The sequence below is a fragment of the Agrobacterium sp. ST15.13.013 genome, from assembly GCF_027956525.1.
Classification (GTDB): domain Bacteria; phylum Pseudomonadota; class Alphaproteobacteria; order Rhizobiales; family Rhizobiaceae; genus Agrobacterium; species Agrobacterium salinitolerans.
The window spans coordinates 21,953-40,195 of the sequence record NZ_JAQKGP010000026.1 but is presented as its reverse complement, the minus strand read 5'-3'; the positions used below and the strand labels follow the sequence as shown (position 1 = coordinate 40,195).

Here is an 18,243-nt window from a genome sequence, read left to right as displayed (position 1 = left end):
AACGCCCGTGGATTTATTGACTTGCCGGCCTCACCTGCTATGGATCAACCCGCTTTTTGGATAGTTGCGTAAAACTATCTCCTTTCACCCGGAAACAGACGGAAAAGCCATGATTTCTCGCGACAAACACAACCGGATGGCAAATGCGATCCGCTTTCTTGCCATGGATGCAGTGGAGAAGGCCAATTCAGGCCATCCCGGTCTGCCGATGGGCGCCGCCGATGTCGCCACCGTTCTCTTCACCCGTTACCTGAAATTCGATCCCAAGGCTCCGCTCTGGGCGGATCGCGACCGCTTCGTGCTATCGGCAGGGCATGGCTCGATGCTGCTTTACTCGCTGCTCTATTTGACGGGCTACGAGGACATGACGATCGACGAGATAAAGCGTTTCCGTCAGTTCGGCTCCAAGACCGCCGGCCACCCCGAATATGGCCATGCGACCGGCATTGAAACGACCACCGGTCCGCTCGGCCAGGGCATTGCCAACGCCGTTGGCATGGCAATTGCCGAACGCAAGCTCGAAGAAGAATTCGGCTCCGACCTGCAGAGCCACTTTACCTATGTGCTGTGCGGTGACGGCTGCCTCATGGAAGGTATCAGCCACGAAGCCATCGCGCTTGCCGGCCATCTCAAGCTCAACAAGCTCGTTCTGTTCTGGGATGACAACAACATCACCATCGACGGCGAAGTCGGCCTCTCCGACAGCACCGACCAGATCGCCCGCTTCCAGGCCGTTCACTGGAACACCATCCGCGTCGATGGCCACGATCCGGACGCGATTGCCGCCGCCATCGAAGCCGCACAGAAATCCGACCGCCCGACCTTCATCGCCTGCAAGACCGTCATCGGTTTCGGCGCGCCCAACAAGCAGGGCACCCACAAGGTTCACGGCAACCCGCTCGGCGCAGAAGAAATCGCCGCCGCCCGCAAGAGCCTGAACTGGGAAGCCGAAGCCTTCGTCATTCCGGAAGATGTGCTCGACGCATGGCGTCTCGCCGGCTTGCGCTCCACCAAGACCCGCCAGGACTGGGAAGCACGCCTCGAAGCCACCGAGACGGCTAAGAAGGCCGAATTCAAGCGCCGCTTCGCCGGTGACCTGACGGGCAACTTCGACAGCTCGATCGACGCCTTCAAGAAGAAGATCATCGAGAACAACCCGACCGTTGCGACCCGCAAGGCCTCGGAAGACTCGCTCGAAGTCATCAACGGCGTGCTGCCGGAAATGATCGGCGGCTCTGCTGACCTCACGCCGTCCAACAACACCAAGACCAGCCAGATGAAGTCCATCACCCCGACGGATTTCTCCGGTCGTTACCTGCATTACGGCATCCGCGAACACGGCATGGCCGCTGCCATGAACGGTATCGCACTGCATGGCGGTCTCATTCCCTATGCCGGCGGCTTCCTGATCTTCTCGGACTACTGCCGTCCGTCGATCCGTCTGGCTGCCCTCATGGGCATCCGCGTCGTCCACGTCCTGACGCATGATTCCATCGGCGTTGGCGAAGACGGCCCGACCCACCAGCCGGTCGAGCAGATCGCAGCTCTGCGCGCGATCCCGAACCTGCTCGTCTTCCGCCCGGCGGATGAAACCGAGACGGCGGAATGCTGGCAGCTGGCTCTCGAGCAGAAGCACCGTCCCTCGGCGCTGGCGCTTACCCGCCAGAATCTGGCTCCTTCGCGCAAGGAATATGAAGAGAAGAACCTCTCGGCTTACGGCGCTTACGAAATCGTCTCCGCCAGCGACGCCAAGGTTTCAATCTTCGCATCCGGCTCGGAAGTCGAAGTGGCGCTGAAGGCCGCCGCAACGTTGAAAGACAACGGCGTTTCCGTCCGTGTCGTTTCCGTTCCCTGCTTCGAACTTTTCAAGGAACAGCCGGAAACCTATCGCAACGCCATCATCGGCAAGGCTCCGGTCAAGATCGCGGTCGAAGCCGCCATCCGCCAGGGCTGGGATTATTTCATCGGCAACGATGGCGCATTCGTCGGCATGCACTCCTTTGGAGCTTCCGCGCCAGCGAAGGATCTCTTCAAGCACTTCGGCATCACGGCGGAAGCCGTCGTCGCCGCAGTCGAGGCAAAACTTGCGTGAGGGCTTCAAAAGCCCTTACCACTCCGCAAAGACCACGCCCATTTTTGTTCGGGAGACTGTAAATGACTGTAAAAGTTGCCATTAACGGCTTCGGCCGCATCGGCCGTAACGTCCTGCGCGCCATCGTCGAATCCGGCCGCACCGATATCGAAGTCGTCGCCATCAACGACCTCGGCCCGGTGGAGACCAACGCCCACCTGCTGCGCTACGATTCGATCCACGGCAAGTTCCCGGCCGAAGTGAAGGTCGAAGGCGACACGATCACCGTCGGTGGCGGCAAGCCGATCAAGGTGACCGCCGTTCGCGATCCGGCAACGCTGCCGCACAAGGAACTCGGCGTCGATATCGCGCTGGAATGCACCGGCATCTTCACCGCCCGCGACAAGGCCGCCGCTCACCTGACGGCCGGCGCAAAGCGCGTCATCGTTTCGGCTCCGGCTGACGGCGCGGACCTGACCGTCGTGTTCGGCGTCAACGACGACCAGCTGACCAAGGATCACCTCGTCATTTCCAATGCGTCCTGCACCACCAACTGCCTCGTGCCGGTCGTGAAGGTTCTCGATGACGTCGTCGGTATCGATCATGGCTTCATGACCACGATCCACTCCTACACCGGCGACCAGCCGACGCTGGACACGATGCACAAGGATCTGTACCGTGCCCGCGCCGCAGCCCTGTCCATGATCCCGACTTCGACCGGCGCCGCCAAGGCCGTTGGCCTCGTTCTGCCGCACCTCAAGGGCAAGCTGGACGGCACGTCGATCCGCGTTCCGACTCCGAATGTTTCGGTTGTCGACTTCAAGTTCATTGCCAAGCGCGCCACCACGGTTGAAGAAATCAACGAAGCCATCAAGACTGCCGCCAATGGCAAGCTGAAGGGTATCCTCGGCTACACCGACGAGCCGCTGGTTTCCCGCGATTTCAACCACGACAGCCATTCCTCGATCTTCGCAATCGACCAGACCAAGGTCATGGAAGGCAATTTCGTGCGCATCCTGTCCTGGTACGACAACGAGTGGGGCTTCTCCAACCGTATGTCGGACACGGCTGTCGCATTCGCGAAGACCATCTAATCAGGCGTCGCGTCCATAAAAAGAACCGGCAGGAGCAATCCTGCCGGTTTTTGTTTGCCTGAAAAATGCCGACGGGACTGAGGGATCCCGCCGGCGTCGATCCCGAAACAGGGCGGAGCGCTTCGGATCGAAAACCGTCACCGGCCGATTGACGATGCAAGCCGTCCCTCATCCATCCGCAAGAGGCGCGCGCACTCGTCATTTTCTATTGTTGATAACGACCGGACCCGAGTTCCCGGCGCTGCTCCAGATCGTATCGAAAGTCTGTTGCCTCAATTCGCTTTGCTGCATGGAGAGTTTCATCATGCAGTCGGCGAAATCCCGCGAGCCTTCGTAGTAGCCGAAGACGCGGCAGCGCTCTCGTTGCGCGGCCATGTTTGCCGCCGTCTGCTCCGTACTCGAGCAACCCGAAACTATCGGGCCGGCGGCCAGTAGTATTATAAAGGTAGTTATCCGTTTCATCCGATCGCTCCGGTAATGAAAAAAGCAATTCGGAGGCGAGAACTAACCCAGCTGCATTGTCTCTATGTTACGTTGAAACACGGGCAGGTGAATTGTTTTTGCGGGGTATGCGCCGCGTCTCCACGCCTTGCATTTTTCCCTGCACGCCGGAAAAAATCTGATTCCCTGCCTTTGTCTGGTCCATTTTGGGACTGACAAGAAACACAGGGATAATGGTCGTGCGCAATGCACTGCGGCCCTGCCGTATCATTCGATACACCCCGCCTTGCATCGTCTTTCAACGCCGCCCGAAACAGCGCTGACAGACCGCAACCCGTGGCGCATTGACTGCAAACGCGCAGAGCCATCATCGCAGCGGCCAAGGCGGTTTGAGTAAGGCGGGTGGACGTGGAATCATTTTATCTTCTGTTGCTGGTCGCAACTGTTCTCGTTCTCGTCGCCGCGTTTTCGAGCCTCATCGCCTTCCGCTTCGGCGCGCCTCTCCTCCTGCTTTTCCTGATGATCGGCCTTGCAGCCGGCGTGGACGGCCTCGGCATCCAATTCGCCAACAATCCGTTGGCCTATATGCTTGGCTCGCTGGTGCTTGCCGTCATCCTCTTCGATTCCGGTTTCGGCACGTCCATCCAGTCCTTCCGGCTTTCGGCCGCACCCGCCGTCACTCTCGCCACAGTCGGCGTCATCCTCACATCCGTTTTTTTTGCGGGCGCAGCGGCGCTTTTGCTTGGGCTTTCCTGGCTAGAAGGACTGCTGCTTGGCGCCATCGTCGCCTCCACCGATGCGGCGGCCGTATTCTTCCTGCTGCGCATCGGCGGCATCCACATACGCGATCAGGTTCGTTCGACGCTGGAAGTCGAATCCGGCACCAACGATCCGATGGCGATCTTCCTCACCATTGCCTTGGTTGAAATCATCGCCAAGGGTCAGGGATTGGCCGGCATCGACAGCGGCTTTCTGCTGCTTTTCATCGAGCAGATGGGGCTTGGCGTGATTTTCGGCCTGCTCGGCGGCGTCATGATCGCCACCGTCGTCAATCGGTTCGCCGCCGACCGCGGACTGGCTCCAATCTTCGTGCTCGCACTGGCGCTGCTGGTCTTCTCTTTCACCGGTACAATTGGCGGCAGCGGTTTTCTGGCGGTCTATGTGGCTGGCATCGTTGCCGGCAACCGCCGGATTTTCGCCAAGGAAACCATCCGCCGTTTCCATGAGGGGCTGACCTGGCTTGCACAGATCATCATGTTCCTGATGCTCGGCCTGCTCGCCACCCCGTCGCAATTTCCGGCGATCGCCATTCCGGCCGTGCTGCTCGCGCTTTTCCTCATCTTCGTCGCCCGCCCGCTTGCCGTCTGGCTGAGCCTCATGCCCTTCAATTATACCCAGCAGGAAACCTCCTTCGTGGCATGGGTGGGCCTGCGCGGCGCCGTCTCCATCCTGCTCGCCATCATGCCCATTCTCGGCGGGCTGGACGATGCGCAGATTTATTTCAACGCCGCCTTCATCATCGTGCTGGTGTCACTTCTCGTGCAAGGCTGGACCATCAAGCCCGTGGCGACACGGCTCGGACTGATCGTGCCGCCGCGCATGGGCGAGGTGGACAAGCTGGAGGTCGATCTTCCCGGCACGGCCAATCATGAACTGATCTCCTACCGGGTCGCGAAGGGCAGCGCCATCATGCAGGGCGAGCGCATTCCACGCTGGGCCATGCCTTCGCTGGTGGTGCGCGACGGCAAGTCGATCCGCTATCAATATGCCGGGCGGCTGCGGGAGAACGATCTCGTCTACCTCTTCATCGCACCGGGCTATTCCCGCCTGATCGATCGGCTGTTCGCCAGCGCCCTGCCGGTTGCCGATGACGACGCCGAGTTCTTCGGCACCTTCGCGATCTCACCCGCCCGCCCGGCGAAGGAACTGGACGCGGCCTATGGTCCCGGTTTGCTATCGGCCGCCGAACAGATGATGAGCGTTGCAGAATTGATCGAAGCACGCCTTGCCGGCAAGGCTGCTTACGCCGACCGCGTGCGCCTCGGCTCCATCGTTCTGATCGTTCGCACACTGGACGAACACGAGGCGATAACCGGGGTGGGCATCTCCCTCGAACCGGTAGAACCGGCCACCAGCCTGCCGATCTTCATCAGCTTTTCGGAAATCCTCAACCGTGTGCGCCATTATCTCGCAGAGAAGCGCCAGCCGCGCCCCGCCGGCTTGGAAGAAAGCACCCCGGCACCTGCCAATACAGTGAGAGAAAATGAGACCTGACCCGCTTGCGTCGGCATTCAGGCATAGTATGGTCCGTGCCGAACTCGCAACAAATCAGGATCGACCTATGCCCGCTTTCAAGACCCTCGACGACCTCAACGACATTGCCGGAAAGCGCGTTCTCGTCCGCGTTGATCTCAACGTGCCGGTCGCGGATGGCAAGGTGACGGACGCAACCCGTATCGAACGTGTTGCGCCGACCATTCTGGAGCTGTCCTCCAAGGGTGCGAAAGTCATCCTGCTCGCTCATTTCGGCCGTCCGAAGGGCGAACCGGTCGCCGACATATCGCTCTCCCAGATCGTGCCCGCCGTCGAGGAAGTGCTGGATCACGCCGTTTCCTTCGCGACCGACTGCATCGGCGTACCGGCGGCGGACGCCGTCGCGAAACTGAACGACGGCGATATCCTGCTTCTGGAAAACACCCGCTTCCACAAGGGCGAAGAAAAGAACGATCCCACCTTCGTCGAGGCGCTGGCGGCCAACGGCGATGTCTATGTGAACGACGCTTTCTCCGCCGCCCACCGCGCCCACGCCTCCACCGAAGGACTTGCGCGCCACCTGCCCGCTTATGCCGGACGCACCATGCAGGCCGAGCTTGAGGCGCTGGAAAAGGGCCTCGGCCAGCCCGTTCGCCCGGTGGTTGCCATCGTCGGTGGCGCCAAGGTTTCGAGCAAGATCGATCTGTTGATGAACCTCGTCAAGAAGGTCGATGCCCTCGTCATCGGCGGCGGCATGGCCAATACATTCATCGCCGCCCGCGGCACAAATGTCGGCAAGTCGCTCTGCGAACACGATCTGGCAGAAACCGCAAAGCAGATCATGATCGAGGCGGCAACATCCGGTTGCGCCATCGTCCTGCCGGAAGACGGCGTGGTGGCTCGCGAATTCAAGGCTGGTGCGGCCAATGAAACCGTCGATATCAACGCCATTCCCGCCGATGCTATGGTTCTCGATGTCGGCCCTAAATCGGTGGAAAGCATCAAGGCCTGGATTTCCCGTGCGGAAACGCTGGTCTGGAACGGCCCGCTCGGCGCCTTTGAAATCGAGCCCTTTGATGCAGCGACTGTGGCTGCGGCAAAACATGCCGCCGAATGCACGAAGGCCGGCAAGCTCGTCTCCGTTGCAGGCGGTGGTGATACCGTCGCGGCGCTCAACCATGCCGGTGTTTCGGACGATTTCTCCTATGTATCCACGGCCGGCGGTGCTTTCCTCGAATGGATGGAGGGCAAGGAATTGCCGGGCGTTGCCATCCTCTCCGCCGCCAAGTAAACTTATCTAACTTGCCTGACACAAGGCCGGACAAGCCATGCTTGTCCGGCCTTGTTTTTTGGTAAGTGCACGCGGGAGGAAAAGTTTCAAACGATTGAAATGATTTCAATCGTTTCAATGAGTTAGCGTGCCATTTCCCTGCCCTGGAACTTCTGTTATCGGAAATTTATTGTGCCTTGGGAGAATAGCAAATGACCGAACGTCTCGAAGACATCGCAATCAAAATGGTCGCCGACGGCAAGGGCCTGCTCGCCGCCGACGAATCCACGGGAACGATCAAAAAGCGTTTCGACAGCATCAATCTGGAGTCGACCGAGACCGCCCGCCGCGATTATCGCGAAATGCTGTTCCGTTCCGACGACGCCATGAAGAAATACATCTCCGGCGTCATCCTCTATGAAGAGACCCTGTTCCAAAAGGCCGCCGACGGCACGCCTTTCGTGGATATCATCAAGGCGGCCGGCAGCCTGCCGGGCATCAAGGTGGATATTGGCGCCAAGCCTATGGCTTTCCACCCGCATGAATTCATCACCGAAGGCCTCGACGGTCTTTACGAGCGCCTGCGTAAATATCATGAAGCCGGTGCCCGCTTCGCCAAGTGGCGCGGCGTGATCACTATCGGTGAACAGCGTCCGAGCTGGGGCTCTATCAAGGCAAACTCGCAGTCGCTCGCCCGTTACGCCGCGCTCTGCCAGCAGGCGGACATCGTGCCAATCGTCGAGCCGGAAGTGCTGATGGACGGCGAGCCCGGCACGCATGACATCGACCGCTGTGCGGAAGTTACGCAATGGGTTTTGCAGACCGTGTTTGCGGATCTGTTCGACGCCCGCGTGAACCTTGAAGGCATGATCCTCAAGCCGAACATGATCATCGACGGCAAGAAGGCCCGCAAGGCTTCCGTCGAGGAAGTGGCGGAAAAGACCGTGAAGGTTCTGAAGGCCACCGTGCCCTCAGCCGTTCCGGGCATCGCCTTCCTCTCCGGCGGCCAGTCCTCCGAAGAGGCAACGGCGCATCTCTCCGCCATGAATGCCGGCTACGACCTACCCTGGTCGCTGACCTATTCCTACGGCCGCGCGCTTCAGGATACGGCCCTCAAGACCTGGGGCGGCAAGCAGGAAAACGTCGCCGCCGGCCAGCGCGCCTTCACGCACCGCGCCGCGATGAACAGCCTCGCCGCCAAGGGCAACTGGAAACAGGAACTCGAAAAGGCCGCCTGAGGCTGACAGAGAACATCAGATAAACAGCAGCCGCCCCAACGGGCGGCTGCTGCGTTTGATAAAGCAAGATCATCCGTACTCCGTCACACGGACCCAATCGTCTTTCATTTTACCTGACTGATAATTCTCAACCGTTTGATTGTGCATCGCTACCTGCGTGGAAGCATGTCCACCATGGGCAGCCTTATCCGCTGAAGCCGTGCGACCTGACGACTTTATGACCGTCATTGCCGCAATAGACAGCGGATGCGCTCCCCGGCTTCTCCAGCGCATAGCGCCAGACAATCCGGATCGCCCGGCACCATAAGCGCTTTCGTCTCGACGGGCTCTCGAAAAGCCCCGGAAATTGCTGCGTACTCGTTACCTCACAGATGAATTTCAATCAATTACAATACGATCCACTATGTGGACCTGTAAACATGCAATGAAAACCACGCAATACTGCATTTATACAGTTGATTTTGGCAATTTTCCTGTGTATCCCGAATGCACAGTTATTTAACGGTCCATATTGTGGAGGCAATATACCGCTAGTTTCAGGCTTTTGGAGGGGTCTCGCCGGTCTGGCAATGACAGATATATCCTGATGCGCAGGCCACGATTACGGCCTCGGCGTGGGTAAAATTCTCTTTGTCTGCCGCAGTCCGTTGCGAAGGTTGTTCTGTGGGAGAGGAGGCCCCGATAACCATGACCGCAAACGCGAATGACGACGTATTTGTACTCGATGGAGAGCTTTTGCATACCGGCCCGGTAACAGGCTCGTGGTTCATGCGACCCATTGAGGCCGTGGCGGCGGTGCTGCTGGCGGTGATGATCGGCCTGCTTCTGCTGGGCGTGGCGTCGCGTTATGCCCTGCATTTGCCAATCGTCTGGATCGATGAAACGGCGTCGTTGAGCTTCCTGTGGTTTGCCATGCTGGGTGCGGCAATTGCCATCGACCGCAGCGAACATCTGCGCCTGACGCTGTTTCTCAACATGTTTCCGCAGCGCATTCTGGGCTATGTCAATTCGCTCGCCCTTGTGCTGGTGGCGACATTTCTTGCGGCCATTATCAAGCCGGCGATAGAATATGCCATTGAGGAATGGGTCGTTACCTCGGCGGCGCTGAATATTCCAATGTCCTTCCGCGCCGCGGCATTGCCGGTTGGCTGCTGTCTTATGCTGCTGCTGGTTCTCAACAACCTCTTCCGCAGGGAAAATCTGCGGGACATCGTCGCAGCCATTGTCACCGTCGCGGTCGCCTCCGGCCTGCTCTATCTGGCATCGCCGACGCTCGAAACTTTCGGCAATTTCAATCTGGCGATCTTCCTCGGCCTGTTCGTGGCGTTGTTTCTCGTGCTGGGCGTACCGATCGCCTTCTGTTTCGGCCTTGGAACCCTCGCCTACCTGACCTTTACCACCTGGGTTCCGACCATCGTGATGATCGGGCGCATCGACGAAGGCATGTCGGGCATCATCCTATTGTCGGTTCCTGTTTTTGTGCTGCTGGGCTGCGTGCTCGACGCCACCGGCATGGGCAAGGCGATTGTGGAGCTGCTATCCTCGATGTTCGGCCACATTCGCGCGGGCATGTCCTATGTGCTGCTCGGCTCGCTATTTCTGGTCTCGGGCATTTCCGGCTCCAAGGTTTCGGATATGGCGACGGTTGCACCGGCGTTGTTTCCCGAAATGAAGCGTCGCGGTCACAAACCCAAGGAAATGATCGCGCTTCTGGCCACCGGCGCCGCCATGGCCGATACGGTTCCGCCCTCCATCGTGCTGATCGTTCTCGGTTCGGCCGCTGGCGTGTCGATTGCAGGCCTCTTCACCTCCGGCTTCATGATCGCCATGGTGCTGCTTCTGGTGCTGGCCGTTCTGGCCCGCTGGAAGGCGCGCCATGAAAACATGGAAGGCGCAAAACGCACCCCATGGCCACTGGTGGGCAAGGCGGCCCTGATTGCCGCCCCGGCGCTGGTTTTGCCCTTCCTCATCCGCAGTCTGGTCGGCGGCGGCGTGGCGACGGCAACCGAGGTTTCCACCATTGCCGTACTCTATGCCTTGATCATCGGCGCGGTGCTTTACGGCGGCATCAGCTTCAAAAAGCTCTATTCGATGCTGGTGGAGACGGCAGCCCTCTCCGGCGCGATCCTGCTGATCCTCGGCTGCGCCTCGGCGATGGCCTGGGGGCTGACGCAGAGCGGCTTTGCCTTCCAGCTGACCGCGATGATCACCGATCTGCCGGGCGGCTGGATGACCTATATGGTCGTGTCGATCCTGATTTTCATGATCCTCGGTTGCGTGCTGGAAGGCCTGCCGGCAATCGTATTGCTTGCACCGATCATGTTCCCCATCGCCCGCACACTCGGCATCAACGACATCCATTATTCGATGGTCGTGGTGGTCGCCATGAATATCGGCCTGATGGCGCCGCCCATCGGCATCGGTTTCTATATCGCCTGCAAGATTGGCAACGTCTCGCCTGATGAGGCCATGGGCGCCATCTGGCCCTATCTTGCAGCCATGGTCATCGGTCTGCTGCTGATTGCAGCAATTCCGGGCTTCTCGACAATTCTGCTCTGAGACCGTGGCGGGTCCATCCGCCACGCCGATGAATGACATATGCTTTTATTTTGGGAGGAGAAAGCAATGAATATCAACAGACGTACCGTGTTGGCCGGCGCCGGTTCCGCCGTTCTTGCCACCGCTTTTGTGTCGCGCGCCCGCGCCGCGCAATTCAATTATAAATATGCCAACAACCTGCCTGCCGCGCACCCCATGAACATCCGCGCCAAGGAGGCGGCTGACCGTATCGCCAAGGAAACCGACGGCCAGGTGAATATCAACATCTTCCCCAGCAGCCAGTTGGGCGCTGATACCGATGTGTTGAGCCAGGTACGTTCGGGCGGTGTTGAATTCTTTACGCTTTCGCCACTGATCCTCTCGACGCTGGTGCCGAATGCATCCATCAGCGGCATCGGCTTCGCCTTCCCGAACTACGATTCGGTATGGGCGGCCATGGATGGCGATCTCGGCAAATATGTGCGCGGCGAAATCGCCAAGCAGAACCTCGTTGCCATGGACACGATCTGGGATAACGGTTTCCGCCAGATCACCAGCGCTTCGAAGCCCATCGCCACGCCGGCCGATCTCGAAAGCTTCAAGATTCGCGTGCCGGTCAGCCCGCTCTGGACCTCGATGTTCAAGGCGTTCAAATCTGCCCCTGCCTCGATCAATTTCGCTGAAGTCTACACCGCCTTGCAGACCGGCGTTGTCGATGGCCAGGAAAACCCGCTGGCGATCATTTCCACCGCCAAGCTGTTCGAAGTGCAGAAATTCTGCTCGGTCACGAACCATATGTGGGACGGCTTCTGGTTCCTGGCAAACAAGCGCGCCTGGGAGCGCCTGCCGGATGACCTGCGCGCCATCGTTGCCAAAAACCTCAATCAGGCCGGCAAGGACGAGCGGGCCGATGTGGCGAAACTCAACGCCTCGGTGAAGGAAGACCTGATTGCCAAGGGCATGACCTTCAACGACACGGACGCCTCACTCTTCCGTGCAACCCTCAAGGAAGCCGGTTTCTATTCCGAATGGAAGGGCAAATATGGCGATGAAGCCTGGGCCATTCTCGAAAAGGCCGTTGGCGCCAGCCTGACCTGATCGGTCCGCTGAATAACTGGCCCCGCGTCAGGCGGGGCCGACCCGACTATTTCTGACGATTGTAATGGAGACTGTTTTGACAGGTCGCCTGACGGGAAAACGCGCCATTGTTTTTGGCGCAGGATCATCTGGTCCGGGTTTCGGCAATGGCAAGGCCGCGGCCATGCAATTTGCCCGCGAAGGCGCGCGTGTGGCCTGTGTCGACCTTTCCGTTGACGCGGCCGAGGAAACCGCACAGATCATTCGAGGCGAAGGTTTCGAGGCGATTGCGATTGCTGCCGATGTGACGAAGCTCGATTCCGTATCGGCCACGGTTGCTCGGACCTGCGAGGTCTTCGGCGGCATCGATATCCTGCACAATAATGTCGGCGTGACCCATATGGGCGGCCCGGTCGAGCTGGATGAGGAACGCTTTCGAGCCTCGGTCGATCTCAATATCGGCTCCGTTTATCGCACCGCCAAGGCCGTACTGCCGGTAATGCTGGCGCAAGGCGGCGGGGCCATCGTCAACATCTCCTCGCTCGCCTCCATTCGCTGGACCGGCTATCCCTATTTTGCCTATTACGCCATGAAAGCCGCCGTAAACCAGGCGACCGTGGCGCTGGCCATGCAATATGCCCGCCAAGGCATTCGCGCCAATTGCGTTCTGCCCGGAATGATCGATACGCCGCTGATCTACAAGCAGATCAGCAATCAATATGCCTCCGTCGAAGATATGGTGGCGGCGCGCAATGCCGCGGTCCCGGTCGGACGCATGGGCGATGCCTTCGATATCGCCCGCGCGGCAGTCTTTCTGGCATCCGATGAAGCCAAGTTCATCACCGGCGTCTGCCTGCCGGTCGATGGCGGGCAAAGCTGTGCGGTGGGAGCGTTCTCCTGATATGGCCACGATGGTTCCCACAGAAAGCGACCTGACAGGCGCGCGCGCGGTAGACCGGGCGCTGGGACTTCTATCGATGGTGGGGCGTCATGCCGAACGCGGTGTGGCGCTTTCGGTCATCGTTACCGAAAGCGGGCTGAACAAGCCCACGGCCCGCCGCCTGCTGCTGGCGCTGATCCGCGCAGGCCTGGTGGAGCAGGATGAGGAAACGCGGCGTTATTATCTGGGCGAGGAAGCCTATGTGCTGGGCAGCCTGTCATCGCGCCGTTTCGGCTTGCTGCAGATGGCCCAGGACAGTCTGACGCGCATTTCCCGCCGCACTGAGGATTCGAGCTTCCTTTCCGTGCGCCGCGACACGTTTGCACTGTGCCTTTATCGCGAAGAAGGCACCTGGCCGGTGCGCACCCACGCGCTTCAGGCCGGTTTCGAGCACCCCTTGGGCATAGGCGCGGGATCGCTCGCCATGCTGGCGGCGCTGCCCGACGCCGAGGTGGAAAGCGTCATTGCCGCCAATAGCGGGCTGATCGCCGCGAACTATCCCGGCATCACGCTTGACGGACTGCGCCGCGACGTCGAATTGACGAGAACCAATGGTTATTCGCTCAATCCGGGTCTGATCCTCTCGAATTCCTGGGGTATCGGCGTTGCCATCCGAACCCCGGATGGCGCGGTGGCGGGGGCGTTGAGCATTGCCGCCGTCGACAGCCGCATGCGGCCGGAGCGTCAGCCGGAACTGGCGGCAGTGCTGCGCGAGGAAGTGACCCGCATCGAGACACGCATTGCGGAAATGATGGCCAGCCGCGCCCGCACACGCGGCGAAGGCGACGCGAAACGGCAAACAAGGAGAACGAGCAAATGAGCAAAGCACAGATCGTCGGCTGGGCGCACTCGCCTTTCGGCAAATCGGCCCTTGAAAATACCGAGCAACTGATGGCTTCGGTCGTGGCGCCGGCCATAGACCATGCCGGCGTCGATGTCGGCGATATAGACGGCATTTTCGTCGGCGTGATGAATAACGGTTTCTCGAAGCAGGATTTTCAGGGCGCGCTGGTGGCCATGGGCGATGAGCGCCTCGCCTATACGCCCGCCGTGCGTTTCGAGAACGCCTGCTCGACGGGATCGGCCGCCCTTTACAGCGCCATGGATTTCATCGAGGCGGGACGCGGGCGCATCGCGCTCGTTGTCGGCGCCGAAAAAATGACGGCGCTGCCAACCGCCGAGGTGGGTGAAATCCTTCTATCCGCCTGCTACCGTGCTGAGGAAGCCGATATTTCCGGCGGCTTTGCCGGCCAGTTCGGACGTATCGCTGAGGCCTATTTCCAGCGCTATGGTAATCGTTCCGAAGAACTGGCGATGATCGCCGCCAAGAACCATGCCAATGGCGCGGTCAATCCCTATGCCCATATGCGCAAGGATTTCGGCTTCGATTTCTGCAACACGGTATCGGATAAGAACCCCTATGTCGCAGGCCCCCTGCGCCGCACCGACTGCTCGCTGATCTCCGACGGCGCTGCCGCCATCATTCTGGCCGATGAGGAAACCGCAGCGACACTCAACCGCGCCATCGGTTTCAGGGGCCGCAAGCATGTCAATGACATTCTGGCGCTGAGCCGCCGCGATCCGCTGGCCTTCGAGGGCGCACGCCGCGCCTGGGCAGGTTCGCTGGAACTCGCCGGGGCGACGCTCAACGACCTCTCCTTCGTCGAAACCCATGATTGTTTCACCATTGCCGAACTCATCGAATACGAGGCGATGGGGCTGGCGAAGCCCGGCGAAGGCCATCGGGTGGTGCGCGAAGGCACAGCCCTGAAAACCGGGCGTCTGCCGATCAACCCCTCCGGCGGGCTGAAATCCAAGGGGCATCCGGTCGGGGCGACCGGCGTTTCCATGCATGTCATGGCGGCGATGCAATTGATGGGCGAAGCGGGCGACATGCAGATCCCCGGCGCCTCGCTCGCCGGTGTTTTCAACATGGGAGGGACTGCGGTTGCCAACTATGTCTCGATCATGGAGCGCGTGAAATGACGATACATCCTCCGGGCGGGGTTGCGCCTTCGACCACGCGGGTCATGAACCTCTCGCATTTCCTGACCCAGGCTGCGCGCCGCAACCCTGCCGACATCGGCTTCGTATGGGGTGACAAGAGCTGGACATGGGCTGAAATGGACGCCCGCGTCGATGCGATGGCGATGGCGCTGATGATCGAATTCGGCGTCAGGAAAGGCGACCGCATTCTGGTGCAGTCTTCCAACAACAACCAGATGTTCGAATCCATGTTCGCCTGCTTTCGCGTGGGCGCGGTGTGGGTGCCGACCAATTATCGCCAGTCGCCCGACGAGGTCGCCTATCTGGCGAAAGCCAGCGGCGCACGCGGCATGATCTGCGCCAGCGCTTTTCCCGAGCATGCAAGGGCCAGCCGTGAGGCGACCGCGATCGATTTCACCATCGCCATTGGCACGGCCGAATTCGGCGAGGACTACGATACTATCGTGGCCCGCCATCTGGGTCAGAAAGTGAAAAGCGAGGCGGTGGATCGGGACGATCCCTGCTGGTTCTTCTTCACCTCCGGCACGACGGGCCGGCCCAAGGCTGCGGTGCTGACCCATGGCCAGATGGCCTTTGTCATCACCAACCATCTCTGCGATCTGATGCCCGGCACCGGACCGGGCGACGCTTCCATCGTCGTTGCGCCGCTTTCGCACGGCGCGGGCATTCACCAGCTGGTGCAGGTGGCGCATGGGGCAAAAACGGTGCTTCCGGCCGCGGAAAAGCTCGATGTGCCCGCGGTGTGGGCGCTGATCGAGAAATGGCGCGTCACCAATGCCTTCACCGTGCCGACCATTCTGAAAATGCTGATCGAAGACCCTTCCGTGGATCGTTTCGATCATTCCTCGCTGCGCTACGTTATCTATGCCGGCGCGCCCATGTATCGTGCCGATCAGAAACGGGCACTCGCCAAGCTCGGCCCGGTGCTGGTGCAATATTTCGGCCTCGGCGAAGTGACCGGCAACATCACCGTGCTGCCGCCTTCCTTCCACACCGCCGAGGACGGCCCTGAGGCGCGGATCGGCACCTGCGGTTTTGATCGCACCGGCATGGAAGTGCAAATCCAGAACGATGCGGGCGAGGAGCTTCAGGCCGGTGAAACCGGCGAAATCTGCGTGATCGGTCCCGCTGTTTTCGCGGGTTATTACGATAATCCCGACGCCAATGCCAAAGCGTTCCGCAACGGCTGGTTCCGCACCGGCGATCTTGGCCACCGCGATGAGAACGGTTTCGTATACATCACCGGCCGCGCCTCCGACATGTATATTTCCGGCGGCTCGAACATCTATCCGCGTGAGATCGAGGAGAAAATCCTCATGCACCCGGATATCAGCGAAACAGCGGTTCTGGGCGTGCCGGATGCGGTGTGGGGCGAGGTCGGCGTCGCCGTCTGCGTGGCGCGGGAGGGCGCGGATATCGCCGGCATCGACCTGAAAGCCTATCTCGACGGCAAGATGGCCCGTTACAAGCTGCCGAAAGCCATTGTGTTCTGGGATGCCATGCCAAAATCCGCCTATGGCAAGATCACCAAGAAGATGATCCGCGAGGAGCTGGAAAAGCGCGGCCAGATGCCGGTTTTCGAGGAAAAACTGACCGGCTGAAGGCCGCAACGTATAACCGGGAGGAGACGGTATGACACAGCAGACGAGAGAGATGAAAGGCGCTGTCGCCATCACCGGCGGCGCATCGGGTATCGGCTTTTCCACGGCGCAGCTGTTGATGGCGCGCGGCTGGCAGCCATGGCTACTGGATCTCAAGCGTGAGGCGCTGGATGCCGCTTGCGGAAAACTCGGCATCGATGCCTCGCGCGGCATCGTCTGCAACGTGGCGGATGAGACGTCTATAGAGGAAGCTTTCACCGCCTTGACGGCAGGCGGCGCGGATCATGCCGTTGATCTGGTGGCCGTCGTCAACAGCGCCGGCATCGGCATCGACAAGCTTTCGGTCGATACCAGCGTGGAAGAATTCCGTCGTATCGTTGACGTTAATCTCGTCGGCAGCTTCGCCGTGGCCCGCACCGCCGCGCGTTACTGGCTGGACCGCGCAATTTCCGGTTCGATCGTCAATATCAGCTCGGTCTCCGGCATGTGCGGCAATCGCGGCCGCAGCGCTTATGGCGCTTCAAAAGGCGGCGTCAATCTTCTGACGATGGTTATGGCGAACGAGCTGGGGCAATCAGGCATTCGCGTCAACGCGATTGCGCCCGGCCCTGTCGATACCCCCCTCACCCAGGCGGTTCATACGGAGAATGTTCGCAGCCAGTGGCACAGCCGCGTTCCCATGCACCGCTATGGCAGGACGGACGAGATCGCCTCTGCCGTGGCTTTCCTTGTGTCGGACGACGCGAGCTACATCAACGGTCAGGTGCTGGCCGTAGACGGTGGCTTCATTACCGCAGGGCTTGCAGTATGACGACAATGCCCCCGGAGGGGCTTCCGCGCAGTATCGTCCATCCGGGACCGCCAACACCCGAACGCTTCCGCGTCGTCGTCTGCCACGCCCATCCGGTCAGGCTGAATGCCAAAACCGGTGTCTGCGTCAACGAGGCGATTGCAGAAGCCTTTGTCGAACAGGGTTTCGATGGCGGTTATGTCAGACTGAAAAATGTGCCGATGAAGCGGTTGCACTATGTCATGCCCGCGGCCGCCCCCGATGAGGCCCATGCCGCTTGGTATAGCGAGACATTCTCCATGCCGGGAGGCACGATCATCGATGCCGGCCTGCATATGGGGCGACGCGACGGTCAGCCGTTCCTGCACTGCCATGGTTCGTGGAAAAGCGCCGAAGGCGTTCTATCCATGGGACACTTGCTGCCTTTGGAGTCCGAATTTGCCGGGAAAACACCGCTTGAGGCGCTGGCGCTGGATGGCGCGATCCTGGACGTGCAGAAGGATGAGGAAACCAACTTCCCCCTCTTCACGCCCATCCCGCAGCCGCGCAACCGGAAAGATGCAGGGCTCCGGGCGCTGTTGTGCACCGTGCGGCCCAATACCGATATCTGCACGGCGCTTGAAGCCGCCTGCAAACAATTCGACCTGCGGGAGGCCGAGATCAATGGTATCGGCAGCCTGATTGGTGCGGATTATGAAGACGGAACAAGTCTCACCGCCTATGCCAGCGAAATCCTCATCCGCAATGGCCGCATCCACCCCTCCGCCACGGGTGGCGAACGGGCAATGCTGGATATTGCGATGGTCGATCTTACCACGCAGATCAGCGGCGGGCGGCTGGTGCGCGGCAAGAACCCGGTCTGCGTCACTTTCGAACTGCTTCTGACCGAAACACAGGGGGCGGCCGCATGAGTTGCGCCGTGC

Annotated in this window: 14 protein-coding genes; 13 read left to right on the top strand and 1 reads right to left on the bottom strand. The window is 60.2% G+C overall.

Annotated features, from left to right (window positions below):
- Nucleotides 1-109 precede the first annotated feature (109 nt).
- Nucleotides 110-2,092 (top strand): transketolase, encoded by a 1,983-nt coding sequence (gene tkt / locus PL597_RS21470; protein WP_077985291.1) that lies wholly within the window; start codon nt 110-112, stop codon nt 2,090-2,092.
- Nucleotides 2,093-2,154: 62 nt separating this feature from the next.
- Nucleotides 2,155-3,165 (top strand): type I glyceraldehyde-3-phosphate dehydrogenase, encoded by a 1,011-nt coding sequence (gap, locus tag PL597_RS21465; RefSeq protein ID WP_137411395.1) that lies wholly within the window; start codon nt 2,155-2,157, stop codon nt 3,163-3,165.
- Nucleotides 3,166-3,363: 198 nt separating this feature from the next.
- Here the strand turns inward: gap and PL597_RS21460 are convergent, their stop codons facing one another.
- Nucleotides 3,364-3,540 (bottom strand): hypothetical protein, encoded by a 177-nt coding sequence (locus tag PL597_RS21460; protein WP_244614297.1) that lies wholly within the window; start codon nt 3,538-3,540, stop codon nt 3,364-3,366.
- Nucleotides 3,541-4,014: 474 nt separating this feature from the next.
- On the opposite strand from PL597_RS21460, the gene PL597_RS21455 reads away from it, so the two are divergent.
- From PL597_RS21455 to PL597_RS21405, 11 genes are all read left to right on the top strand, one after another.
- A complete protein-coding gene (locus PL597_RS21455) occupies nt 4,015-5,880 on the top strand; it encodes a potassium/proton antiporter (protein ID WP_271366203.1) in 1,866 nt (621 codons plus the stop codon).
- Nucleotides 5,881-5,947: 67 nt separating this feature from the next.
- Nucleotides 5,948-7,150 carry a phosphoglycerate kinase gene (locus PL597_RS21450; protein ID WP_271366201.1) on the top strand — a complete coding sequence of 401 codons (1,203 nt, stop codon included), beginning with the start codon at nt 5,948-5,950 and terminating at the stop codon, nt 7,148-7,150.
- A 191-nt stretch (nt 7,151-7,341) separates the two neighbouring features.
- Complete coding sequence (locus tag PL597_RS21445) at nt 7,342-8,367, top strand: class I fructose-bisphosphate aldolase (protein WP_003523197.1); 1,026 nt, start codon at nt 7,342-7,344, stop codon at nt 8,365-8,367.
- A 681-nt stretch (nt 8,368-9,048) separates the two neighbouring features.
- The gene (locus PL597_RS21440) at nt 9,049-10,926 is read left to right on the top strand and encodes a TRAP transporter large permease (protein ID WP_137411770.1); all 1,878 of its coding nucleotides are present in this window, start codon (nt 9,049-9,051) and stop codon (nt 10,924-10,926) included.
- A gap of 66 nt (nt 10,927-10,992) precedes the next feature.
- Nucleotides 10,993-12,003, top strand: a complete 1,011-nt coding sequence (locus PL597_RS21435) for a TRAP transporter substrate-binding protein (protein ID WP_003520342.1) — start codon at nt 10,993-10,995, stop codon at nt 12,001-12,003.
- Between the two features lie 76 nt (nt 12,004-12,079).
- Nucleotides 12,080-12,883, top strand: coding sequence for an SDR family NAD(P)-dependent oxidoreductase (locus PL597_RS21430; RefSeq protein WP_170985604.1), 804 nt, complete (start codon nt 12,080-12,082; stop codon nt 12,881-12,883).
- 1 nt (nt 12,884) lies between these two features.
- Nucleotides 12,885-13,742: an IclR family transcriptional regulator gene (locus tag PL597_RS21425; RefSeq protein WP_142914111.1), complete on the top strand. Its 858-nt coding sequence runs from the start codon at nt 12,885-12,887 to the stop codon at nt 13,740-13,742.
- Complete coding sequence (locus tag PL597_RS21420; RefSeq protein ID WP_077984871.1) at nt 13,739-14,908, top strand: acetyl-CoA acetyltransferase; 1,170 nt, start codon at nt 13,739-13,741, stop codon at nt 14,906-14,908. Before PL597_RS21425 ends, PL597_RS21420 begins: the two co-directional genes overlap by 4 nt.
- On the top strand, nt 14,905-16,530 hold the full coding sequence (locus tag PL597_RS21415; RefSeq protein ID WP_173991093.1) for an acyl-CoA synthetase: 1,626 nt from the start codon (nt 14,905-14,907) through the stop codon (nt 16,528-16,530). Before PL597_RS21420 ends, PL597_RS21415 begins: the two co-directional genes overlap by 4 nt.
- A gap of 31 nt (nt 16,531-16,561) precedes the next feature.
- Nucleotides 16,562-17,341, top strand: coding sequence for an SDR family NAD(P)-dependent oxidoreductase (locus PL597_RS21410; protein WP_077984873.1), 780 nt, complete (start codon nt 16,562-16,564; stop codon nt 17,339-17,341).
- Nucleotides 17,338-18,231: a PCC domain-containing protein gene (locus PL597_RS21405; protein WP_269823812.1), complete on the top strand. Its 894-nt coding sequence runs from the start codon at nt 17,338-17,340 to the stop codon at nt 18,229-18,231. Before PL597_RS21410 ends, PL597_RS21405 begins: the two co-directional genes overlap by 4 nt.
- Nucleotides 18,232-18,243: the final 12 nt, after the last annotated feature.

Coding starts and splice junctions, on each gene's coding strand:
- PL597_RS21405 (WP_269823812.1), top strand. CDS start 17,338: ATGACGACAATGCCCCCGGAGGGGCTTCCGCGCAGTATCGTCCATCCG.
- PL597_RS21450 (WP_271366201.1), top strand. CDS start 5,948: ATGCCCGCTTTCAAGACCCTCGACGACCTCAACGACATTGCCGGAAAG.
- PL597_RS21435 (WP_003520342.1), top strand. CDS start 10,993: ATGAATATCAACAGACGTACCGTGTTGGCCGGCGCCGGTTCCGCCGTT.
- PL597_RS21460 (WP_244614297.1), bottom strand. CDS start 3,540: ATGGCCGCGCAACGAGAGCGCTGCCGCGTCTTCGGCTACTACGAAGGC.
- PL597_RS21420 (WP_077984871.1), top strand. CDS start 13,739: ATGAGCAAAGCACAGATCGTCGGCTGGGCGCACTCGCCTTTCGGCAAA.
- PL597_RS21425 (WP_142914111.1), top strand. CDS start 12,885: ATGGCCACGATGGTTCCCACAGAAAGCGACCTGACAGGCGCGCGCGCG.
- PL597_RS21445 (WP_003523197.1), top strand. CDS start 7,342: ATGACCGAACGTCTCGAAGACATCGCAATCAAAATGGTCGCCGACGGC.
- tkt (WP_077985291.1), top strand. CDS start 110: ATGATTTCTCGCGACAAACACAACCGGATGGCAAATGCGATCCGCTTT.
- PL597_RS21410 (WP_077984873.1), top strand. CDS start 16,562: ATGACACAGCAGACGAGAGAGATGAAAGGCGCTGTCGCCATCACCGGC.
- PL597_RS21415 (WP_173991093.1), top strand. CDS start 14,905: ATGACGATACATCCTCCGGGCGGGGTTGCGCCTTCGACCACGCGGGTC.
- gap (WP_137411395.1), top strand. CDS start 2,155: ATGACTGTAAAAGTTGCCATTAACGGCTTCGGCCGCATCGGCCGTAAC.